Below are 23,875 nucleotides of genomic sequence, written 5' to 3'. Positions count from 1 at the left end.
ATTTAACAAATAACATACGTTGAAAGAGCCCAGTAGCAGTTTGTCACTGTTAACGAGAGAGCTAGGGGTTGCTGGAACCTAGCACAAACAAACTTGCGAATTACACTCTGGAGTATCTTAGGTAATGCTAAGCGGACTAGCAATCGATATTATTGCTAAGAGTGGTATGAGTAGCTATGCTATTTATGCAAACTGGGTGGTAACACGGTGAATAATCGTCCCTATGTCTATCGTAGACATAGGGGCTTTTTGTTTTTAAAAAATAAAGGGGATGACAAAAGATGAATATTATTGATGAATTAGAATGGCGCGGCGCCGTTAATCAGCAGACTGACGAAGAAGGTTTACGTAAGCTAGTAGAAGAGAAAAAGATTTCGCTATACTGCGGAGTTGATCCGACTGGTGATAGTATGCATATTGGACATTTGATTCCGTTTATGATGATGAAGAGATTCCAATTAGCTGGTCATCATCCTGTTATTTTAATTGGCGGGGCAACAGGAACAATTGGTGATCCGAGTGGACGACAATCAGAGCGTCAACTTCAAACGTTAGAAGTGGTTCAGCATAATGTAGATGCGTTAACAGCACAAATGAAAAAGCTATTTGATTTTGGTGGAAATAGCGAAGTGAAGATGGTAAATAACTATGATTGGACACATGAAATAAATATTATTGAGTTTTTACGTGATTACGGGAAAAACTTTAGCATCAATAGCATGTTAGCGAAGGATATTGTAGCAAGCCGTTTAGATACAGGTATTTCTTTCACGGAATTCACGTACCAAATTTTGCAAGCGATGGACTTCCATCATTTATACACGAAAGAGGATGTTCAACTTCAAATTGGTGGTAGTGACCAATGGGGAAATATTACGAGTGGTTTAGATTTAATTCGTAAGTTAGAAGGTCATGAGGCGAAAGTATTCGGATTAACGATTCCGTTATTATTAAAATCGGACGGTACGAAGTTTGGTAAATCAGCAGGTGGTGCGGTTTGGCTTGATCCTGAAAAAACGACACCGTTTGAATTTTACCAGTTCTGGGTAAATACAGATGACCGTGACGTAATTAAATACTTGAAATACTTTACGTTCTTAACGAAAGAGCGTATTGATGAATTAGCAACGAAGGTAGAAGCGGAACCTCATAAACGTGAAGCGCAAAAAGTGTTAGCAGAAGAAATGACGAAATTTGTTCATGGAGAAGAGGCGTTCCTGCAAGCTGAGAAAATTACAGCAGCGTTATTTAGCGGAGATATTAAATCGTTAACAGCTGATGAAATTGAACAAGGCTTTAAAGAAATGCCAACATTCCAGTCTTCAAAAGAGACGAAAAACATCGTAGAGTGGCTAGTCGATTTAGGAATTGAACCATCTAGACGACAAGCACGTGAAGACATTAATAATGGTGCGATTTCTATGAATGGTGAGAAAGTAACAGATGTGGGTACGGATGTTACTGTAGAAAATTCATTTGATGGAAGATTTATTATTATTCGTAAAGGGAAGAAGAACTACAGCCTTGTGAAGTTAGGCGAATAGTTTGTGTGAAAGGATGGGAGTAGGAAGAATACTTCCATCTTTTCGTATACACAATTTGGACATAAAATAATCAGTAAATTTAGATAATTAAAAGGGTTATATTATTCTTCTGACGAATAAATAAGTTAGAGAAAATTACGGATAAAAATAGCCCGAACCATGCAGGGCATGATTCGGGCTTATATTCAGATTAGTAAGCTAAGCTGAATAGACCTTTAATGTGTGATAAGTAACGAACGTTACTTGCTTCTTTCATTAATGATGCTGGTAAGCCTTTAAGTGGAGTATTGCTTGCTCCGATTGTAGCAACCGCATCTTTACGTCCTAGACTAGCAAGTGTTCCAGAGTTTACAGGTGCGAACTCTTCTAATGCTTTGCCTTCTAGTGCTGCGTATAAGTTGTATCCAATTAACTCACCCATTTGCCAAGCAATTTGTGCAGTTGGTGGGTATGGACGTCCGTCTGGAGCGAAGACAACAGCGCTGTCTCCAGCAACGAATACGTCTTTGTGAGAAGTAGATTGTAGGTATGCATCAACTGTTGCACGTCCACGGTTAACTTCAAGACCTGATTCACCGATTAATGGGTTACCTTGTACGCCGCCCGTCCAAACGAATGTGTTAGCAACAAGTTTTTGACCGTCTTTTAAGTCGATTTCGTTGCCAGCAACGTTTGTTACAGGAAGACCAGTTAAGAATGTAACGCCGCGCGCTTCTAGGCTAGTAGTTGCACGTTCGATTAAGTGGTCTGGTAATACTGGAAGGATTTTTGGACCTGCTTCAACAAGAAGAAGTTTCACTTCTTTTGGATTTACGCCGTGGCTTTTTGCAAGTTTAGGCATAATGTCAGCAAGCTCACCAACTAGCTCAACGCCAGTTAATCCGCCACCACCGATTACGATTGTAGCATCAGCTTCGTTTTTCGTTTTCGCGTATTCACGAATACGGTCTTCAACGTGTTTGTAGATTTTATTTGCATCAGCAGCAGATTTTAATACCATGCTGTTTTCTTCTAGTCCTGGAATACCGAAGTAAGCAGTTTTACTTCCTAAAGCAACTACAAGTGCATCGTAAGATAAAGTAGTGCCGCCAGCTAATTTGATTTCTTTGCTATCAACTGAGAATGACTCAACTGTTGCAATTTTAAGGTCGATGTCTTGTCCTTTGAAAAGCTTTGTAAGTGGCATTGCAACTGCTTGCTCAGACACGTTACCAGCTGCAAGGCGGTGTAGTTCAGTGATGATTTGGTGTGTTGGGTATTGGTTAATCACTGTAACTTGTGCTTCTGATTTGCTGTAATATTTACGTACGTTTAAAGCGGCAAGAAGACCGCCATAACCAGCGCCTAAGATGACAATTTGTTTTGACATAGTATGATATCCCCCGTCTTTACTAATTGTTGTTATAAGTTAAATTATTTATTGTTACGTTCTGCACTAATTTGAAGATATGCGTTCACAAAGCGGAACATTTTTTGTGCTTGTGGATCTTTTAGTAATTTTAACAGACCGAATAGGCCGATAACTTCGTTGCTTTCTTCAGCACGATCTTTCGCTTCGATTGCAGTTGCAGCCATGCTTTTCACTGTATCTTTTACAGGTTCTACAAGCTCTGTAATTGCACCAACAGTGTCGCTTTTTAATACTTCATCAGTAGCAACAGTTTGAGCGAAGTCATAAGACTTAGTTAAAATGTTAACAAGCTCAGTTAATTTTGGAAGCTGTTCTACTAGTGTTGTTAATGATTCTTGTACCTCAGGTTTTAACAACTGATCAAGTACATCAAGTTGTCCTTGGCTAGCAGAAATTTGTACAGTTTCTTGTTCTGGCTTTGTTTGAGTCATAGTTTCTGGCATCTCCAATTCTCCTTTACGATAGCAATACTCTTATTTTTTATAAGTAAGATAGTAAACGTTTACGAAACTTTATACAAAGTTTCACAAAACACAATAAAATGCCTTTAAATTTATGACAGCAAGTAAGCTGCAAACATAAATCTAAAACCATAACGTCTTACTTATTATTTATGAACTGTCCGATACATGGCTTGTCCGCATAATGGAAAAGCTCCGTTACCGGAAAGTGTATATAATATATATCCTATATTATATACTATATACACCTATGTTAACATAAAAATGATTCCTAATTATTTGATATTGAGTGTATAACGTAGTGCTGACAAGGTATGAAAGCGTATAAAATATTTTGTTCCAGTTAGAAATGTATATACATATAAAGAAAAAAAGGAAAAAATGAACAAATTCATGTTCGTTTTTTCCTTTTTCCTATTATTCACCTTCTACAATTAGCATCGATGTGTTACCGCTTTTTTCAAGATGGCATTCGCCCCAAGTACAAAGAGAATCAAGAATGGACTCTAAAGACCAACCGTATTCTGTAAGTGAATATTCTACTTTTGGTGGTACTTGATTGTATACCTTTCTTTGAATAACCCCATCGTCTTCTAATTCACGTAATTGCTGAGTTAACATTTTTTGTGTAATCCCAGGCATTAAACGTTTTAGTTCACTCGTTCTTTTTGTGCCTTTCGTTAGATGACAAAGGATAACAACCTTCCATTTTCCACCGATAACCTCTAAAGTCGCTTCAACGGGAATATTATATTTCTTCATATAAAAATCTCCTTTGATGAATGTAGATTTAAGTTCTCCAACAAAAGAAGCTAAATAATTAAATGTTACTAAAAAGTGCCTATAGCACTTTAAAGTACGTACTTTTTATCATGTTGAATATGTTCCATAATAGCATACGTAAGAGGGAAATGAGTAGTACGGTACTAAAAAGTGCCTATGTTACTTTTAGGTACCTATCGTACTTTTAAGTGCGTTCTTCAAAAAAAGAGTAAAGCCATTCATAATAGCATATATCAACAGTAAAGTTATTTTTGTAGAAGATAAAAAGGCCTTTTTATCATACTATTATGATTGGATTTCTCGCATTAAGGAGGAGTTCAATTGAATTCATATACAGTATCTTCTTCGGTTATGCAGACGAATCGGAGAAGTATGTTTGCTTTATTAGCACTAGCAATTAGTGCGTTTGGAATTGGTACAACTGAATTTATTAGTGTCGGCTTATTACCATCTATCTCAGAGGATTTACATGTTTCTGTTACAACAGCGGGGTTAACTGTTTCTTTATATGCATTAGGAGTAGCGTTTGGTGCTCCAGTATTAACGTCATTAACAGCTAGTATGTCGCGAAAGACGTTATTAATGTGGATTATGATTATTTTCATTATTGGTAATGGAATTGCGGCGGTAGCAACAAGTTTTACTGTGTTACTTATTGCGAGGGTTGTATCTGCATTTGCGCATGGTGTTTTTATGTCAATTGGAGCTACAATTGCGGCTGCGCTTGTACCTGAGAATAAACGTGCAAGTGCAATAGCATTTATGTTTACTGGTTTAACGGTTGCGACTATTACAGGTGTACCAATTGGAACATTTATCGGTCAACAATTTGGCTGGAGGGCCTCGTTTATTGTTATTGTGGCCATTGGAATCGTTGCTTTAATCGCCAATAGTATGCTAATTCCTTCTAATTTAAAAAAAGGTACGTCTGTATCATTTCGCGATCAATTTAAGCTGATTACGAATGGAAGACTGTTACTTGTATTTATTATTACTGCATTAGGATACGGGGGAACGTTCGTAACATTTACGTATTTATCTCCGTTATTACAAGAAGTAACAGGATTTAAAGCAAGTACCGTTACAATTATTTTGTTAGTATACGGAATTGCAATTGCGATTGGGAATATGGTCGGGGGAAAATTATCAAATCATAATCCGATTCGAGCGTTATTTTACATGTTCTTTATTCAAGCGATTGTATTATTTGTTTTAACATTTACAGCGCCATTTAAAGTCGCTGGATTCATCACAATTATTTTCATGGGACTATTCGCATTTATGAATGTTCCAGGGCTACAAGTGTATGTTGTTATATTAGCTGAGAGGTTTGTACCTAGCGCTGTTGATGTAGCATCGGCGATTAACATTGCAGCATTTAACGCAGGAATTGCTCTTGGTGCTTACTTGGGCGGTATTGTAACGAACTCGTTAGGATTAATTCATACGGCTTGGGTAGGTGGAATTATGGTAGTAGGTGCTGTTGTTTTAACTGCGTGGAGTATGACATTAGAAAAAAGAGATCAAGTAAAATAAAAGGAGAGAAAATAAAATGAAAAACTTACAAAGTAAAACAGTATTAAATAATGGTGTAGAAATGCCTTGGTTCGGTTTAGGTGTATTTAAAGTAGAGGATGGACCAGAACTTGTAGAAGCAGTGAAATCGGCGATTAAAGCAGGATACCGCAGCATTGATACAGCTGCAATTTACGGAAATGAAAAAGCTGTAGGTGAAGGAATTCGCGCGGGTATAAAAGAAGCAGGCATTTCTCGTGAAGATTTATTCATTACTTCAAAAGTGTGGAATTCGGATCAAGGATATGAAACGACACTTGCTGCATATGAAGAAAGCTTAAAAAAATTAGAGCTGGATTATTTAGATTTATACCTTGTTCATTGGCCTGTAGAAGGGAAATACAAAGATACGTGGAGAGCGTTAGAAACACTTTATAAAGAAAAACGCGTACGTGCAATTGGGGTAAGTAATTTCCAAATTCATCACTTACAAGATGTAATGAAAGATGCAGAAATTAAACCAATGATTAACCAAGTAGAATACCACCCTCGTTTAACACAAAAAGAATTACAAGCTTTCTGTAAAGAACAAGGTATTCAAATGGAAGCATGGTCACCACTAATGCAAGGTCAATTATTAGATAACGAAACATTACAAGAGATTGCTGAGAAACACGGTAAAACAACAGCTCAAGTTATTTTACGTTGGGATCTTCAAAATGGAGTAATCACAATTCCAAAATCAACGAAAGAACACCGTATTATTGCAAACGCTGATGTATTTAACTTTGAATTAACAAAAGAAGATATGGAAAAAATCGATGCGTTAAATCAAAATCATCGCGTTGGTCCAGATCCTGATAACTTCGATTTCTAAGATTAAAGTAAGAAAAAAGAGTGCGTAAAAGCACTCTTTTTTTGTGCATAAAAATAGTTTCTAAATAAATACTACTTAGTATTAAGTTTGTGATAAGGGGCTGTAAACATGAATATAAAGCAATCGTTCAAGATTTTAGCTATGTTTTTAAGTGTTTTATTTGTGTTATTCCCGCTTCAAAAAGCATTTGCAGAAGTTATGGATCATACAAAGTATGAAATGAATTGGAGTTATAGTAAGTCAAAGAAGAAACCAATTCGAACAGAGCTTATTAAAACCGCAGATGGCAAAATTGCTTTTTGCTTAAATGTAGATTTGAAATCTCCAAGCGGTCAAGATTTACCGGAAATGGGGAAAGTGGATATTAACGTATACCGTGTACTATTGAATGGATATCCACAAAAGAGTCCGCAAGAATTAGGTGTTTCTGATTGGAGAGAAGCACATTACGCAACGCAGCTTGCAGTGTGGAATGCGTTAAAACAAATCGATATTAATGATTTAGATTTCCGCAATAAAAATGTAGAGAAAGTAACGAAAGACATCGTTGCAAAAGCAAGCGCTAGTGAAGAGTTACAAGAAATTACAATGAGTGTAACTCCTACAGAAGAACAAGAAGCAGTATTAAAAAATGATTTCTTTGAAACAGGTTTATATACAGTAGAAACAAATGCAAAAAGCGGAACGTATAAAGTGCAAGCAACAGGTGCACCAGCGGGCGTGAAATTTGCAAATGAAAAAGGCGAAACAAAAACAGAATTTAATGTAGGAGAAAAGTTCCGCATTTTAATTCCGAAACAAACACCAGCTGGTGGATTTAGCTTTAAAGTATCAGGAAATTTAACGAAATTACAAGGGATTGCGCATAAAGGTACACCGACTATTCAAAATGCAGTAGTATTACTTGAGCGTAGTGAAGAAAAAACAAGTCCAGAGTTAGCGGTAAGTTGGAAAAAGGCCGAGGCTCCAAATAAACCAAATAAGCCATATACTCCAAATGAACCGCATAAACCGAATCAAAAGAGATAATGAAAAAGCATTGGCGTATGCCAATGCTTTTTTATATGAATTCTTTAAAAGTATATCAAGATAATAATTAATCAAGTGAAACACTATTTTAACGTTTGAAGAAGTATTTAAAAATAATAAAATATGTAGAAATCTAAACGTTACAATAAATGGGTTTTATTCACGGAATTGTAACATTATTCTAATTAGAGAGGCTATCAAACAAAGTGTAAAGCGTGTACAATTCAGTTGGAAAAACTACCTATAGATGGTCATATATGAAGAAAATGTAAGGTTTTATTTTTAGATGTATAGATGACGAGACTAAAATATATCTTTTACTATGTTCCTTTTATGTAAGAAGAGAACTCATCACAAGTAGAGTGAAGTGAGGAGGGCATAATACATGAAAAATTTTACAATATAAGAAAGCGAATACATTTAGAGAAATGCGGAAGTAATTGATATAGGTGCGAGAGGCGTTAGTCTATTCGTTAAATGTTTTTATAAAAATAATAGGATTTCTTATTAAATGAATATATAGGATGGTTTGTCTAAAAAAAGGACAGGGGACACAGATTATGTCAAAGCAGAAAAAGAGTAGGGTATTAGTAGCTGGTATTTGTATATCTACATTATTATCACCAGTAGCTTTCGAAGCATCGAAAGGATATGCAGCACCTTTGGAAGAAAATAAAGGTGGGAAATTAGAAGAGGTAAAAGAGAATAAGTTTGAGCAGAGAGTATTTCAGTTGCCGGGGAAAGGTAGCGTAGAAGAAGAAAATAATCGTTTAAGAGTTACTTGGAAACTTTCCGCTAATGAACCGACTGGAATTTATGCAGAGCCAAATGAAGAGATTACAATTGACATAAAAGGAACGCAGTCTATCCAAGCTTTTATTGGAACGAGATCTTATGATGAAAAGGACCCAGAGGAGTTTGATTTAAAACCAGGGAAAAATGTTATTTCATCTTCAAGAGGCGGTATTTTATATTTTTATAATATGAATAACAAAGGAGAAGTAACAGCTTCCGTTACAAATGGTGGTAGTCACTTTCCTTTATTTATTTTAGGTAAGCATACAAAAAAAGATTGGGATGAAATGTTAAAAAAATATAAGGATCCTTATGCAGTTGAATTAAAAGGTGAGAGAAGCTTAATTACTACTACTTACGATTCTGTGCAGAAATATATGAAGAATACGGATCCAACAGATTTAATGAAATTGCATGATAAGATTATCCGTTTAGAAAACGCAGTGGCAGGATTATCTGAGGACAGTGTTGGGGTTGCAAAATCTCCAACTCATTATGTTCAGTTTGTTGAAAAACGGAAGCCTGCTAAAGGGGACTTTATGTTTGCAAAACATTATCATACAGGATATATTCCAACTGCAATGAATAGAGTTTTAGATATAGAGGTACTTGAGAAGGATGGATGGGGACCGTGGCATGAAGTTGGTCATTTACATCAGCAAGAACCGTGGAAGTGGTCTAAAGTAAGGGAAGTAACAGTAAATATTTACTCATTAGCTGTTCAAAAGGCGTTAGGGAATCAATTAGAAATGGATGAGCACTATAAAAACTCATTTGAGTATTTAGAGAAGCCTAAAGCAGAAAGATTCATTGATGACATTAATCCTCTTACAATGTTTTGGCAATTAAATGTAGTGTATGGAGAACATTTTTATCCTAGGTTACATCAAGCTTATCGTTTGTTACCTCAGAGTGAAATGCCTCATTCTGATGAAGAGAAAAAGCAGCTATTTATTTATATGACATCGCAAGTGGCAGGGCAAAATTTAATTCCTTTCTTTGAGGAATGGGGATTAACACCAAATGATGATATTAGAGAGAAAATAGAAAAATCAAAGTTACCTAAATTAGAAAAGGAAATCTGGAAAGCTACAGATAGTAATGATATTCGTGAGAAGCAAGTTGAACCGTATAAGGTTCCATATGGTGAACCTGCTAATGAAGTACAAAATCTTTTAGTTGGTACAGATTCTGACGAGAATGAAGCAAGTAAACTTGTTCGAAATTTAGGTGAGAATGTAAAAGTAACAGGAAAGATTGTATGGCCTAAACTAGAGAATGGTAAACAGGAAGTGTTAGTAGAAATTGGGGATGAGAAAGGAAATAAAAATTCAATTCCTGTCCAAGTTAACGGATTTTATGATGACAGTATAGTTTTTCAAGGACTTTCAGATGATGTAATGTCGACAGTGACACTTCACCACAATAAGAAGAAATTAAATGTAAACTTTACTAATAATGAAATACATTACCGTTTTGAAAAAGAAGAATATATGGGCTTAACGCTATATGATCGAAATGGGATTGAAAAGAAACGCGTATCTGCAGAAGGACAAGAAACGGGAAAAAGATTTGCGATGGAACTAAATGAATTGGATTTTGAATATGGTGATGTAGTAAAAGTATTCCATGCAGAACCGGATCGTCTGAAGTGGTACCAAAATAATACACTTGTAGATCAAGGGAAGGCTAAAAATAAAAAAGAGAAATTATTCCAAATCACTGAGCAAGGGTTCGAATTAAAAGATAGTTTACAAGAAGTGACGGCGAAACCGCAAAAAGTAGTAGTCGGAATGGATGTAGACAAACTAGATCCGAAAGAATTTGTACAAGTAAAAAATGGAGAAGTGGTTGGTTTTGCAGAAAAACCAAATACATCAAAAATCGGAGAACAAAAAGTAAAAGTAGAAACGAAAGATCGATTTGGAAATAAGAAAGTGACAGAAGTTCCTCTAACAGTAACATATGGAGATAGCCTACTTGTATATGGGCTAAGCTATAGAGATGGTGACTTAAAATCAATTGTAACTTTGCATCATGATACGAAAAAACTGAGTGCGACAGATACAAAGAACCTAATTCATGATTACTTTAAAGATGAAAAGTATTTTGAATTCACATTGTACGATAAAGAAGGAAGAGTGAAGAAAAATATAGCAGTAAAAGGTTTAGAGAATACGCAAGAATTTGCTAAGGAAGTAAATGGAATTGCATTTGAGTATGGAGATGTAGTGAAAGTATATCATGCGGAATCTTCTCGTTTACATTGGTATCAAAAAGATGTATATGTGGGCGAAGGAAAAAGTAAAGAGATAAAGGAATTAGTCTTCAAAATAACTGAAAATGGATTTGAAAGATTAGACGGTGAGCAAACAGTAAAAGCAAATCCGCAGCAAGTAGTAATCGGAACAAATAGCGAAACGCTAGACGTGAAGAACTTTGTTGAAGTACAGGGTGGAGAAGTAGTAGATTTTGTAGGGAAAATAGATATGACAAAAATTGGTCAGCAAACAGTGAAAGTAGAAACGAAAGATCGTTTTGGAAATAAGAAAGTGACGGAAGTTCCTGTAGAAGTGACATATGGGGATAGTCTAGTCTATCAAGGTGTGTCCGATGTTACACGTTCAATTATTACGTTAAACCACGCTGAAAAGAAATTACATGCAACATTTACAAATGATGAGATTCATTATCGCTTTGTAAATGAACAGTATATAGGCCTTACGATTTATGATCAAAATGGAACTGAGAAAAAGCATGTAACCGCAGAAGGACAAGAAACTTCAAAGAATTTTGCTGAGCAAGTAAATGGTATGATGTTCGAGTATGGTGATGTAGTAAAAGTGTATCATGCAGAATCTGATCGTTTAAGTTGGTATAAAACTGGTGAGTTAATTGGAAAAGGGGATGCGAAAAAATTTAAAGAGATTTCCTTCAAGATTACTCAAAATGGCTTAGAGCAAGTACAATAATAAGAAAAAGCTCGTAAAACATTATGTTTTACGAGCTTTTTCTTATTATTCAGCTTCAGAAACTACTGTGAAGCGTTCGTTTACATGTTTTGGATTTTCGATTTCATCAAGTGCTGCAACTGCGAAATCTTCGTAACTTACGTAGCTATCACCTTTTGCGTTAACAAGAAGGTTGTCTTTACCAGCTTTGTAAGAACCAGTACGTTTTCCTAATGCAAATAGTGCAGAAGGGCTGATGAATGTCCAAGTGATGTCATTTGTTTGTTGCAGAATTTCTAAGTTTTTACCTTGGTTTTGAGCTGTTGCAAGGTATTCTTTCGGGAAACCTGGTGTCTCAAATACACGTGTTGTTTTCTCTTCGTCTACAAATAAGCTTCCAGCGCCTCCAACTACAAGTAATTTTGTATTTGGTGCACCTTTCATCGCTTCAATAAGTACGTTTCCTGCATCTACGTGAAGGTGTTCTTCGCCTGCTGGAGCACCGAATGCATTTACAACTACGTCAAATGCCTGCAAGTCGTTAGATGTAAGAGAAAATACGTCTTTCTCTAAAACTTTTACATTGTCTTCTGTAATTTTTGCAGCGTTTCTTACGATTGCAGTTACTTCATGTCCGCGATCCAATGCTTCTTTTAAAATACGACTTCCTGCTTTACCAGTTGCTCCGATAATTCCGATTTTCATAATAAATCCCTCCAAAGTGTTTTGTTAAAGTGTATATCTGAAAGTAAATGAATTCGTTGTAATTAGGTTTGTTACAACCTGTTGTAATCATTATAGTTACAGGTTGGTATTTTTGTCAATAGGGTTGTTTGTGAATTTATTTTTTGTTTTAGTATGCACAGTTAGAGGGAGGGTAGTCAGTCATAAAGATATTGTTACTGTGAACCTGGCTAATATTTGGAAATTGCAAATTGTCGAAAAATGTTGATTTTTGAATGTTTTTTAAATATAATTCGTTTTATGGAGAAAAGGAGGGGTTAATTGTATGAATATTTTAGAGCAATTTATTTCATCAACAAATACGATTCTTTGGTCATATATTCTTATTGCAATGTTAATTGGTTTAGGGCTTTATTTTTCTATTAAATTAAAATTCGTACAACTTACTCATTTAGGGGAAATGATTCGTTTAATGAGTGATGGACTAACTGGCAAGACACGTAAAAAGGGCAGCGTATCATCGTTCCAAGCATTTTGTATGAGTTCTGCAGCTCGTATTGGTATCGGGAACTTAGCTGGTGTAGCGTTAGCTATTTCTATGGGAGGACCTGGGGCTGTATTTTGGATGTGGGTTATTGCGATTATCGGTGCGTCTTCAAGTTTCGTAGAAAGTACGCTTGCGCAAATTTATAAAATAAAAGATGGCAGTGGCTTCCGTGGTGGTCCTGCTTATTATATGGAAAAAGGTTTAAATAAACGTTGGATGGGGATTTGGTTCTCTATTCTGATTACAATTAGTTACGGTTTAATTTTCAACTCAGTACAAGCAAATACAGTAACATTAGCGTTTGAAAATGCATTTGGCTTAGAGCGTTATATTGTTGGTATTGTATTAGCTGCATTAGTTGGGGTTATTATTTTTGGTGGTGTAAAAAGTATTGCACGTATGTCGGAAATGATTGTTCCGCCAATGGCACTTATTTATATTGCAGTAGCTATTTTTGTTGTCATTAAAAACTTCTATTTAATACCAGATGTGTTTACGGAAATCTTTAAAGGTGCATTCGGTTTAGATTCAGCTGTAGGTGGTGGTATCGGTGCTGCGATGAAATATGGTATCCAGCGCGGATTATTTGCGAACGAAGCAGGTATGGGTAGTGCGCCGAACGCGGCAGCAACAGCTGATGTAACGCATCCAGCAAAACAAGGTTTTATTCAAACGATTGGAGTATTAGTAGATACATTCTTAGTATGTACATCAACAGCATTTATCGTACTATGTTCTGGTGCGTATAAAGCAACGAATTTAGAAGGTATTGAATTAACACAAAATGCATTAAGTTCACAAATTGGCCCATGGGCGAGCAGTTTCTTAGCGATTATTATTTTCTTATTTGCATTTAGTTCACTTCTAGGAAACTACTATTATGGTGAAACAAATATTGAATTCATTAAGCAAAGCAAAACGTGGTTAACAATTTACCGTATTGCGGTAGTTGGAATGGTATTATTCGGTTCTGTTGCGACGCTTCAAGTTGTATGGAATATGGCAGACTTATTTATGGGTCTAATGGTAATCACGAACTTAATTGCGATTACACTTCTTGGCCGATTTGCGTATGCAGCATTAGCAGACTATGTAAGGCAAAAGAAACAAGGGAAAGATCCAGTCTTCAGTGCAGATTCTATTCCTGGTTTAACGAATACAGAGTGTTGGGATAAGTCAGCGGTAACAGATAAAGAAAAAGCAGTGTAAATGAAAAGGCGAGCATCGAGTTGAATTCGATGCTCGCCTTTTTTGTTATAGTAAATGATGAAAAGGGTGAGAGGTAGTTATTAATATAACTTTTTTTATTTGTTCCTCTCGTTATTTTTGGGGAACGTGCTGTTTTAAAAGTATGACTGGTTGAAGAGGATAAGTGATTGAGTATTGGATAAATGCATGTAATAGCTATATTTTTATGAAAAAAAACACGTATGTTAAGATAGTTAACATACTGATGTCATAAAACCTTACATAAAGTTCTTGATTACTTAAAGTTTTTAGAATATAATTTTCTTATTGTTAGGAAGAGGGGGCAATACAAATATGGATTTTTTAGCTAGGGTAATTGGGGATGTAAATAATATCCTTTGGTCATATGTCATTATTGCGATGTTAATTGGGTTAGGGCTCTATTTTTCATTTCGTGTGAAATTTGTCCAAGTTCGTTACTTCGGTGAAATGATTCGTTTGCTTGGGGATGGAGCAAGCTCGAAAACGAGGAAAGCGCAAAAAGAGAAGAGCGGCGTATCATCATTCCAAGCGTTTTGTATGAGTACAGCTTCTCGTGTAGGTACTGGTAACTTAGCTGGTGTAGCTATTGCGATTTCAGCAGGTGGTCCAGGAGCAGTATTTTGGATGTGGTTAATTGCGGTAATTGGGGGTGCTTCTGCATTTGTAGAGAGCACATTAGCGCAAATTTATAAAGTAAAAGATGGGAATGCATTCCGTGGGGGCCCAGCGTATTATATGGAAAAGGGTTTAAATAAACGCTGGTTAGGTGTTGTGTTCTCTGTTCTAATAACAGTAAGTTTCGGATTGATTTTTAACGCTGTACAGTCTAATACTGTAGCAGCTGCCTTTGATGGTGCATTTAAAACAGATAGCAGATTAGTAGGTCTTGTTATGGCTGGTTTACTTGCGGTTATTATTTTCGGCGGAGTAAAACGAATTGCTCGCGCGGTTGAAATGATAGTTCCAGTAATGGCAATTATTTATGTAGCAGTGGCATTATTCGTTGTTGTAACAAACATTACGGCAATTCCATATGTATTTAAAGAAATTTTCTTACATGCTTTCGGAATTAAAGAAGTAGTAGGCGGAGGATTAGGAGCTGCGATTTTATTAGGGGTAAAACGTGGGTTATTCTCAAATGAAGCAGGTATGGGTAGTGCGCCGAACGCAGCAGCGACTGCAAACGTAACGCACCCAGTTAAACAAGGTTTCATTCAAACTTTAGGGGTATTTACTGATACATTATTAATTTGTAGTTGTACAGCATTTATTATTCTTTTATCAGATGTGCATAATGCAGCTGATTTAAATGGAATTCAATTAACGCAGCAGGCGTTAAGTCAACATATCGGTCCATGGGCTTCTATATTTGTAGCAGTTGCGATCTTCTTGTTTGCGTTCAGTTCATTAGTAGGTAACTACTACTATGGTGAAACAAATATTGAATTCTTAAATGGAAGTAAAGTGCTATTAAATGCATACCGCATTGCTGTACTTGGTATGGTTATGCTAGGGTCTGTAGCGACAATTCAAATCGTTTGGGATTTAGCAGATTTATTTATGGGAATTATGGCTGTTATTAACTTAGTAGCAATTGTATTCCTTTCTAAGTACGCTTTCGCAGCGTTATCAGATTATATTAAGCAAAAGAAACAAGGGAAAGATCCAGTCTTTTATGTGGAGTCTATTCCAGGTTTGAACAATACAGAGTGTTGGGATAAGCCAGCGGTAGCTGATAAAGAAAAAGCAGTATAATGAGGTGAGCATCAAGTGAAACTTGATGCTCATTTTTTGTTGGTTCAGCTATTTGTGTGAAGTGAAACTCCTGCTCATTAAAGTTTCGCTTTATAATGAAAAAGACGAACATTCATGAATGGTTCATAATAAAATGTATTTTTTTAAGAAAAGTGCGGATATGAGTTGTGATTTATGTTAGAATGGAAAATGCCTTTGAAATAAGAGGTTTTATGATCTTTTCTATCCGATTGAAGATTTTGGAGGAGAAATGGAAAGTTCGGATTATTTCTTGTTTTGAATGGTCAGACGTTCAACGTTAATGAAGAGTTAAATGGAGGATTTTATTAATGAAGTTTGTTATGTTCCTTGTAGGATTACTCGTTGTATTTGTACTCGGTTTTCTTATAAGTGCCGATCGAAAGAAGATTAAGTATAAACCAATCGCAATTATGCTTATTATTCAGCTAGCATTATCTTATTTCTTATTAAATACGCAAGTTGGTTATATTTTAGTAAAAGGAATTTCAGATGGATTTGGCGCACTTCTTGGATATGCGGAAGCTGGAATCGTTTTCGTATTTGGTGGTCTTGTTAATAAAGGAGAGGTTTCATTTTTCTTAACAGCGTTATTACCAATCGTATTCTTTGCGGTTTTAATCGGAATTCTGCAACACTTTAAAATTTTACCGATATTTATTCGTGCTATTGGTACGTTGTTAAGTAAAGTGAATGGTCTAGGAAAACTAGAATCATATAACGCAGTAGCAGCTGCTATTGTTGGACAAGCAGAAGTATTTATTACAGTAAAAGATCAATTAAGTAAAATCCCAAAACATCGTTTATATACATTATGTGCATCTTCTATGTCGACAGTATCGATGTCAATTGTCGGTTCTTACATGAAAATGATCGAACCAAAATATGTAGTAACAGCACTTGTATTAAATTTATTTAGTGGTTTCATTATTATTCATATTATTAACCCGTATGATATTACAGAAGAAGAAGATACACTGAAATTAGAAAATAAGAAAAAACAATCATTCTTTGAAATGCTGAGCGAGTACATTATGCTTGGTTTCACGATTGCGATTACAGTAGCAGCTATGTTACTCGGTTTCGTAGCATTAATTACAGCAATCAATAGCTTGTTTGATTCCATGTTCGGTATTACATTCCAAGCTATTTTAGGATATATTTTCTCACCATTAGCATTCGTAATGGGAATCCCGCAAGCTGAGATGGTAACAGCGGGACAAATTATGGCAACAAAATTAGTATCAAACGAGTTTGTTGCGATGCTTGATCTTGGAAAAGTAGCTGGTGATTTATCGGCTCGTACAGTTGGTATTCTTTCTGTATTCCTTGTATCATTTGCGAACTTCTCATCTATCGGAATTATCGCAGGTGCAACGAAAGGTATCGATGAAAATCAATCAAATGTTGTATCATCATTCGGTCTACGCCTTGTGTACGGTGCGACATTAGTAAGTATTCTATCAGCGATTATCGTTGGTGTTATGTTATAAAGTGAAACTTTAATCAGTGGGGGCTTTATTCCCGCTCATTATTAGCCCTCACCAATCGGGGTAAAAAGGATGGTCCTAGCTCATAGCTAGGGCTATTTTTATGGTAAATTTACATGAAAAAACCAATTAATTAGGAATATATTAACATATAAAAATCTTTTAAAATTTATATTGCATTTCATCTAGATAACGCTTACAATTTGATTTGTAGGTGGTATCAATTTCAGACTTTCAAGTATGGTAGGAGAGAAGAAGCTACCTTTTATAAATTGCAATTTATGTAAACGCTTACTGATTTTAGATGACAGTTGAATAGTTCTAGGGGTTTTAAATTTTTTTAACAACAATGGTCAGACGTCATTCGTTATACGTTATACGACCAATAACTCGTGGGAGAAGTGGAGGATTCACATATGAAGTTCGTAATGTTTCTAGTCGGTTTACTTGTAGTGTTTGTACTAGGTTTCCTTATTAGTTCAGATCGTAAGAAAATTAAATATAAACCAATTGCACTTATGCTTGTCATTCAATTGGTACTTGCGTATTTCTTACTAAATACAAAGGTCGGATTCGTATTAGTAAAAGGGATCGCAGATGGATTTGGCGCTATTTTAAAATTTGCGGAAGCTGGGGTTAATTTCGTATTTGGTGGTCTAGCAAACGATGGACAAGCACCATTCTTCTTAACAGTATTATTACCGATTATTTTCTTAGCAGTATTAATCGGGATCCTGCAACATATTAAAGTTTTACCGATTATCATTCGTGCAGTCGGTTTCCTATTAAGTAAAGTTAACGGTTTAGGAAAACTAGAATCATATAATGCGGTAGCAGCTGCAATCGTTGGTCAAGGGGAAGTATTCATTACAGTAAAAGATCAACTAAGCAAATTACCGAAAAATCGTTTATACACACTTTGTGCATCTTCAATGTCTACAGTATCGATGTCAATCGTCGGTTCTTATATGAAAATGATTGATCCAAAATATGTAGTAACAGCACTTGTATTAAACTTATTCAGTGGATTCATTATCGTTCATATCATTAATCCATATGAAGTAAAAGAAGAAGACGATATTTTAGAATTACAAGAAGACAAGAAACAAACATTCTTTGAAATGTTAGGCGAATATATTATGCTTGGTTTTTCAATCGCTGTAACAGTAGCGGCGATGTTAATCGGTTTCGTAGCATTAATTACAGCAATTAACGGTGTATTTGATTCAATTTTCGGAATCACATTCCAAAGCATTTTAGGATACATCTTCTCACCATTAGCATTTGTAATGGGTATTCCAACATCAGAGATGCTACAAGCAGGACAAATTATGGCAACAAAATTAGTAACGAACGAATTCGTTGCAATGCTTGATCTTGGTAAAGTAGCTGGTGATTTATCAGCTCGTACAGTAGGTATTTTATCTATCTTCCTTGTATCATTTGCGAACTTCTCATCTATCGGAATTATCGCAGGTGCAACGAAGAGTATCGATGGCAAACAAGCAAACGTTGTATCATCATTCGGTTTAAAACTTGTATACGGTGCAACGTTAGTAAGTATATTATCAGCGATTATCGTTGGGGTTATGCTTTAATAAATAATAAAGAAGTCGTTTATCTCTCGCTTAGAGGGATGAACGACTTTTTTGTTTTTGTATGATAAATAATATAGAGAGGAGGAATTAGGTTGAAAGAACAGGGTATTTTAAAGGAACTTGATGAGGTTATAGATAACATTAATCATTTAACTGGAGAAGATGCTAGAGCATTTTTGAAATTTACACATGGGTACTTAAACATAGTAGAAGAGGGAGAGGGTACTTTTACTCATAGTGATTTTGTTGAAAAGGTTGCAGGGCTTTATAAGAAGGATATGGCTAAGGTTATTGAGCTTAGAAAAGAACAAATTAAAAAATCACCTTAATCCATTCATTAAGGTGATTAAAAGTATTATTCAGCTGGAGGCGTAAATGTACGTTTCTCTAATTCAGCATCTAGCATAAACAGTGCGTTTGAATCGCTTGTAATACGTTTTAATTTTTGAATGATGCTATCGAATGAAGCTTCTTCTTCAACTTGTTCGTCAACGAACCATTTTAAGAATGTAATTGTTGCATGTTCACGCTCGTCCCAAGCGATATCAGATAAGTTATAAATACGTTTCGTTACTTCACGCTCGTGCTCAAGTGCGACTTCAAAAGCGTTTAATACAGATTCGTATTCGTTATTCGGATTATCAAATCCAGTAATAATAGCGCGCTCTCCGCGGTCATTAATATAGTTGTAAAGCTTCATTGCGTGGAAACGTTCTTCTTCAGCTTGTACAAGGAAAAAGTTAGCGAATCCATCATAGCTCTCAGCTGTACAGTAAGCAGCCATTGCCATATAAGCATGGGCAGAATAAAATTCAAAGTTCATTTGTTCATTTAATGCGTCGTGCAATTTTTTTGATAACATAAAATCCCCCTTGGTATTGTGACAAGAATATTATACCATAATTGATAATGTTCTCATTTAGATACTTCGAACCTTTTCGAAAGCTTTGTGACGTGTGCGTCCATAATGTCTTGTAAGTCTAAATCATATTTTTGCGAAAGAATAATAAGGTTAGATAGTACATCGCCAAGTTCTTCTTTTAGTTCTTGTTTTAGCTCTTCTTCTGTTTTCGCCTCTTCATCAGGGCGATCGCGGCCAATTTCAATAGCACGAACGACTCGTGAAACTTCCCCAACTTCCTCGGTTAAGAAATTTAAGCGAATAAAGGCATTATACTGTGACCAGCTTCGTTTTTCGTAAAATTCCTCAACCCATCTTTGAAATGCAACGATATCCATTTCTTCCTCATCTCCTCAATATGTTGTACAATGTTCATTGTATCATAACAATATATAGTTTCGGGGTGTAGGAATGAGAAAGATTTGTGTGTTTGCAGGTTCTAATTTAGGGGAGAGACCAGAATTCAAAGAGCAGGCAATTCAGTTAGGTAAAATGTTTGTTGAGAACGACTATGAGCTCGTATACGGTGGTTCATGTGTCGGATTAATGGGAGAAGTAGCAAACGAAGTTCTTCGTTTAGGTGGACGTGTAACAGGTGTTATGCCGCGCGGTCTATTTCGAGGAGAAATTGTACATACAGGATTAACAGAATTAATTGAAGTAGAAACAATGCACGAACGTAAAGCGAAAATGGCAGAGCTTGCGGATGCTTTTATCGCGCTTCCAGGCGGATACGGAACGTTTGAAGAACTATTTGAAGTTGTATGTTGGTCACAAATTGGTATACATAATAAGCCGGTTGGTTTATTAAACATAAAAGGTTTTTACGGACCAATTTTGCAAATGGTTGAACGTGCAGCGGAAGAAGGATTTATGAATTCATCGAATAAAGAATTGATCGTTTCAGCTGAGACAGCAGATAAACTAATTCATGCAATCCAAAATTATGAGCGTCCTGTTTTGGGAACGAAGTGGAAGCAACTATCATAGCAAATACGGAAACACATGTCGTTTTAATGTAAGACGGCATGTGTTTTTAATTTGGTTAAATATGTTAATGTTTAGATGTAATGTTTTTGGGAAAGGAGAAATAGATGGAGGAATTCGTATATTTACGTCCGGTTTTTAAAAGTATTTTAGCAGCATCTATTCTTGTTATGCTAATTGTTTTGAGACAGAAGAAAGAGTTGATTAATGAATTTTCGCTTTGGTTTATCTCGGTATTGTGTATCGGTGTTTCCGCAATAACGTTGTTTATGTCCGGATTTATCGTTGATGATTATAATCTAGGTGGAGATCCACAATCGTTTTGTATGTTTATTGCGATTGGTTGTATTAGCGGTCTGAATTTCATTATTTATTACAGAAGGCAATAAAAGAGGCATTCCATATTACTTTGGAATGCCTTTATCATTTTGATTGCTTTGTTTTTTATACAGGTACCAGCCACCCCAGCCGCCACCAATTGCTACGACAACGAGGAAAGCATAGTCCTTAACCTCGACACGTATATTGAAAATATTAGCTATAAGTAAGAGAATCCCAACTGTTATTAACGCAAAAAATGCTCTAATTAAGTAGTCTTTCAACTGAACCACTCCCGTCATTTAAGTAGTAAATGATGAATTTGGAAAAGCTAAAGGGTGTTTCCTATATTTTAACATAGATGAGATTGTAATATATTGATAAAAGTAGGGGAGAGGGGCGCTGATATTGTCGTGATTTGTCGGCAAATCGATATAATGAAAAAATCGTTAATATATTGCGGGTAATGATCGATATAATGAAAAAATCGTTGATATATTGCGAGTTATGATCGATATATTTGAAAAATCGTTGATATAATTTCGTGTACCGTTAAGTGCGACCATTACATAAAAAAGCGACTCTAAACGAGCCGCTTCCGCTTTTAATTATTATTGATTCAAGAACGCACGTAGCATCCAAGCGTGTTTTTCTAGTTCTGTGTAGATGCCTAGTAGTAGGTCAGATGTCATTTCATCGTCAGAGTCTTGAGCGATTTCCATGCCTTTTTTCAGTTCGACTAGCATCATTTCGTAGTCTTTCATGATTGCTTCGACCATCCCTTCTGCAGTTTCTCCGTATGCTGCTTCTTGAATAGAAGATAGTTCTAAGTATTCTTTCATTGTTGCTACTGGTTTGCCGCCAATTGCTAAAATACGTTCTGCAATTTCATCGATGTGAGTAGCTGATTCTGTGTAAAGTTCTTCGAATTTCTCGTGTAATGTGAAGAATTGAGGTCCTTTTACGTACCAATGGAAGTTGTGAAGTTTTGTGAATAAAACGCTCCAGTCTGCTACTTGTTTGTTTAATACTTCGATTACTTGTTTGTTCATTATGATCAATCTCCTTTTGAGTTGTTATGTGATATCAATTACTAATTTATAATCATTATAATCTAGTAATCTCTATAAATCAACCCTTTTGCTGGAATTAATTTGAACAAATTATGAACTCTTGTAAATAAAAGGCCCTATTACGGTGAAGTAATAGGGCCTTTGTTTGAGATATGGCTCTTGTTCTAAACGAGCCGCTTGTGCTTTTAGTGATATCCAGCTCCGGTGACTAGACCAGTCGGTCATTTCGCGCCTTCCTGTGAGGCAAAGAACGCCTCTTCGTCAGGAGCTCCAATGCCCTCCTGTTCTGAGCAAGTCACCTCCGCTTTTAATTAATATCCAGCTCCGGTGACTAGACCAGTCGGTTGTTTCACTCCTTCATTTGAGGCAAAAAGCGCCTCAAATGAAGGAGTTCCAACACCCTCCTGTTCTGAACGAGCCACTTCCGCTTTTATTTATTAAACGGCTTTTTGTTTTTCTTCTACATCCTGCCCATCCCAGCACTCTGTATTCTTTAAGCCAGGGATAGAGTTTGCAACGAAGACAGGATCTTTTCCTTGTTTCTTTTGCTTCAAATAGTCTACTAATGCAGCGTAAGCAAATTTGCTAAGGAATGAGATGGCAATTAAGTTTGTGAATACCATTAGTCCCATGAATAAATCAGCTAAACTCCAAACTGTTTTAAGAGCAGCGATTGATCCGAAGAATACCATTCCGACAACTGCAACGCGATAAATCATTAGCCATGTTTTGCTTTCTTTAATGAATGCGATATTTGTTTCACCATAATAGTAGTTTCCTAGAAGTGAACTGAAAGCGAATAGGAAAATAATAATCGCTAAGAAAGTGCTTGCCCACGGTCCAATTTGTGAACTTAATGCATTTTGTGTTAATTCGATACCTTCTAAATTTGATCCTTTGTAAAGCCCAGAACATAATACGATAAATGCTGTTGATGTACATACTAAGAATGTATCTACGAAAACGCCTAACGCTTGAACAAGCCCTTGTTTTACAGGGTGAGATACATCAGATGTTGCGGCTGCATTAGGAGAACTACCCATTCCCGCTTCTGTAGCGAATAAACCGCGCTGAATTCCGAACTTGATTGCTGCTCCAATACCACCAGCTATAGCTTGGTCTAAACCGAATGCACCGTTAAAGATTTCCATGAAAATGCTTGGTAACATACTGAAGTTGTTAATAACGACAAAAATAGCCACGCCGATATAAACGATTGCCATTGGCGGAACAATCATTTCTGTAATACGTGAAATGCTCTTAATGCCACCAAAAATAATAACTGCAACTAATAAGGCTAATAGAGCTCCTACGATTGTTCGCTCTAGTCCAAAAGCATTTTCAAACGCTATTGTTACTGTATTTGCTTGCACTGAATTGAAAATTAATCCGTACGCAACTGTAATAAGAAGTGAAAACCAGACGCCCATCCAGCGTTTGTTTAACCCTTTTTCCATGTAATATGCTGGTCCACCACGGAACCTACTTCCATCTTTTACTTTATAAATTTGCGCAAGTGTACATTCTACAAAACTAGTAGCTGCTCCGATAATTGCGATAAACCACATCCAAAATATTGCGCCAGGTCCACCCATTGAAATTGCTAATGCTACACCAGCTAAGTTTCCGATACCGATACGTGCTGCTGCACTTAAGCAAAATGCTTGGAATGGTGAGATGCTATCTTTCTTTTTTTCTTTTCGATTAAACCCTTTACTAATTAAGCTGACCATCTCACTGAAATGAGTAATTTGGACAAATTTTAATTTAAAAGAGAAGTAAAGACCGAAGCCGATTAGCATTGCAATAAGAATATATGACCATAAAATATTATTCGTTACCTCAAGGAATCTGCTAAAGATATCAACCATATAATACACTTCCTTTTTTTCGTAATAAGAAAATTAT

At 36.0% G+C, this 23,875-nt stretch carries 21 protein-coding genes and 1 other annotated feature; of the genes, 12 read left to right on the top strand and 9 right to left on the bottom strand.

Annotated features, from left to right (window positions below):
* The first annotated feature begins 10 nt into the window (after positions 1-10).
* Positions 11-226, top strand: a binding site (T-box leader).
* A gap of 55 nt (positions 227-281) precedes the next feature.
* Positions 282-1,544: a tyrosine--tRNA ligase gene (gene tyrS, locus NST90_RS24135; protein ID WP_001021096.1), complete on the top strand. Its 1,263-nt coding sequence runs from the start codon at positions 282-284 to the stop codon at positions 1,542-1,544.
* Positions 1,545-1,734: 190 nt separating this feature from the next.
* Here the strand turns inward: tyrS and NST90_RS24130 are convergent, their stop codons facing one another.
* The 3 genes from NST90_RS24130 to NST90_RS24120 all read right to left on the bottom strand — a co-directional run bounded on the left by NST90_RS24130 (position 1,735) and on the right by NST90_RS24120 (position 4,178).
* Positions 1,735-2,913: an NAD(P)/FAD-dependent oxidoreductase gene (locus tag NST90_RS24130; protein ID WP_006918768.1), complete on the bottom strand. Its 1,179-nt coding sequence runs from the start codon at positions 2,911-2,913 to the stop codon at positions 1,735-1,737.
* A 44-nt stretch (positions 2,914-2,957) separates the two neighbouring features.
* Complete coding sequence (locus NST90_RS24125; protein WP_001115311.1) at positions 2,958-3,398, bottom strand: DUF1641 domain-containing protein; 441 nt, start codon at positions 3,396-3,398, stop codon at positions 2,958-2,960.
* A 435-nt stretch (positions 3,399-3,833) separates the two neighbouring features.
* Entirely contained in the window at positions 3,834-4,178 is a 345-nt protein-coding gene (locus NST90_RS24120) for a helix-turn-helix domain-containing protein (RefSeq protein WP_000760475.1), read from the bottom strand.
* 372 nt (positions 4,179-4,550) lie between these two features.
* Between NST90_RS24120 and NST90_RS24115 the strand changes: the two genes are divergently transcribed.
* The 4 genes from NST90_RS24115 (at position 4,551) to NST90_RS24100 (ending at position 11,387) form a co-directional block, all read left to right on the top strand.
* A complete protein-coding gene (locus NST90_RS24115; RefSeq protein WP_170965414.1) occupies positions 4,551-5,735 on the top strand; it encodes an MFS transporter in 1,185 nt (394 codons plus the stop codon).
* Positions 5,736-5,751: 16 nt separating this feature from the next.
* Entirely contained in the window at positions 5,752-6,591 is an 840-nt protein-coding gene (locus NST90_RS24110) for an aldo/keto reductase (RefSeq protein ID WP_065224371.1), read from the top strand.
* A gap of 108 nt (positions 6,592-6,699) precedes the next feature.
* Positions 6,700-7,620, top strand: a complete 921-nt coding sequence (locus NST90_RS24105) for a thioester domain-containing protein (RefSeq protein ID WP_001022514.1) — start codon at positions 6,700-6,702, stop codon at positions 7,618-7,620.
* A gap of 560 nt (positions 7,621-8,180) precedes the next feature.
* The gene (locus NST90_RS24100) at positions 8,181-11,387 is read left to right on the top strand and encodes a putative mucin/carbohydrate-binding domain-containing protein (protein WP_048558122.1); all 3,207 of its coding nucleotides are present in this window, start codon (positions 8,181-8,183) and stop codon (positions 11,385-11,387) included.
* Between the two features lie 45 nt (positions 11,388-11,432).
* Here NST90_RS24100 and NST90_RS24095 read toward each other — a convergent pair whose 3' ends face one another.
* On the bottom strand, positions 11,433-12,071 hold the full coding sequence (locus NST90_RS24095) for an NAD(P)-dependent oxidoreductase (protein WP_000689881.1): 639 nt from the start codon (positions 12,069-12,071) through the stop codon (positions 11,433-11,435).
* A gap of 304 nt (positions 12,072-12,375) precedes the next feature.
* On the opposite strand from NST90_RS24095, the gene NST90_RS24090 reads away from it, so the two are divergent.
* The 5 genes from NST90_RS24090 (at position 12,376) to NST90_RS24070 (ending at position 19,017) form a co-directional block, all read left to right on the top strand.
* Positions 12,376-13,806, top strand: a complete 1,431-nt coding sequence (locus NST90_RS24090; protein WP_016123726.1) for an alanine/glycine:cation symporter family protein — start codon at positions 12,376-12,378, stop codon at positions 13,804-13,806.
* 333 nt (positions 13,807-14,139) lie between these two features.
* Entirely contained in the window at positions 14,140-15,582 is a 1,443-nt protein-coding gene (locus tag NST90_RS24085; RefSeq protein WP_044306636.1) for an alanine/glycine:cation symporter family protein, read from the top strand.
* 329 nt (positions 15,583-15,911) lie between these two features.
* The gene (locus tag NST90_RS24080) at positions 15,912-17,093 is read left to right on the top strand and encodes a nucleoside transporter C-terminal domain-containing protein (RefSeq protein WP_000673839.1); all 1,182 of its coding nucleotides are present in this window, start codon (positions 15,912-15,914) and stop codon (positions 17,091-17,093) included.
* A 413-nt stretch (positions 17,094-17,506) separates the two neighbouring features.
* Positions 17,507-18,688: a nucleoside transporter C-terminal domain-containing protein gene (locus tag NST90_RS24075; protein ID WP_000673874.1), complete on the top strand. Its 1,182-nt coding sequence runs from the start codon at positions 17,507-17,509 to the stop codon at positions 18,686-18,688.
* A gap of 92 nt (positions 18,689-18,780) precedes the next feature.
* A complete protein-coding gene (locus NST90_RS24070; protein ID WP_000662911.1) occupies positions 18,781-19,017 on the top strand; it encodes a hypothetical protein in 237 nt (78 codons plus the stop codon).
* 26 nt (positions 19,018-19,043) lie between these two features.
* Here the strand turns inward: NST90_RS24070 and NST90_RS24065 are convergent, their stop codons facing one another.
* Entirely contained in the window at positions 19,044-19,550 is a 507-nt protein-coding gene (locus NST90_RS24065; RefSeq protein WP_000949403.1) for a ferritin, read from the bottom strand.
* A 53-nt stretch (positions 19,551-19,603) separates the two neighbouring features.
* Entirely contained in the window at positions 19,604-19,927 is a 324-nt protein-coding gene (locus NST90_RS24060; protein ID WP_000355758.1) for a MazG-like family protein, read from the bottom strand.
* Between the two features lie 88 nt (positions 19,928-20,015).
* Here NST90_RS24060 and NST90_RS24055 point away from each other — a divergent pair, with 88 nt between their 5' ends.
* On the top strand, positions 20,016-20,579 hold the full coding sequence (locus tag NST90_RS24055; protein ID WP_025709826.1) for a TIGR00730 family Rossman fold protein: 564 nt from the start codon (positions 20,016-20,018) through the stop codon (positions 20,577-20,579).
* A 104-nt stretch (positions 20,580-20,683) separates the two neighbouring features.
* On the top strand, positions 20,684-20,965 hold the full coding sequence (locus NST90_RS24050; protein WP_000390909.1) for a hypothetical protein: 282 nt from the start codon (positions 20,684-20,686) through the stop codon (positions 20,963-20,965).
* 15 nt (positions 20,966-20,980) lie between these two features.
* Here the strand turns inward: NST90_RS24050 and NST90_RS24045 are convergent, their stop codons facing one another.
* From NST90_RS24045 to NST90_RS24035, 3 genes are all read right to left on the bottom strand, one after another.
* Positions 20,981-21,178, bottom strand: a complete 198-nt coding sequence (locus tag NST90_RS24045) for a hypothetical protein (RefSeq protein WP_000656312.1) — start codon at positions 21,176-21,178, stop codon at positions 20,981-20,983.
* Positions 21,179-21,505: 327 nt separating this feature from the next.
* Entirely contained in the window at positions 21,506-21,946 is a 441-nt protein-coding gene (locus NST90_RS24040; RefSeq protein WP_001041895.1) for a Dps family protein, read from the bottom strand.
* A 458-nt stretch (positions 21,947-22,404) separates the two neighbouring features.
* Complete coding sequence (locus NST90_RS24035) at positions 22,405-23,838, bottom strand: alanine/glycine:cation symporter family protein (protein ID WP_000227591.1); 1,434 nt, start codon at positions 23,836-23,838, stop codon at positions 22,405-22,407.
* Positions 23,839-23,875 lie beyond the last annotated feature (37 nt).

Origin of the sequence: Bacillus sp. FSL E2-8900, assembly GCF_037966225.1 — a bacterium.
In the GTDB taxonomy this organism is placed as follows: Bacteria; Bacillota; Bacilli; order Bacillales; family Bacillaceae_G; genus Bacillus_A; species Bacillus_A cereus.
This window is presented reverse-complemented; position numbering and strand designations above follow the sequence as displayed.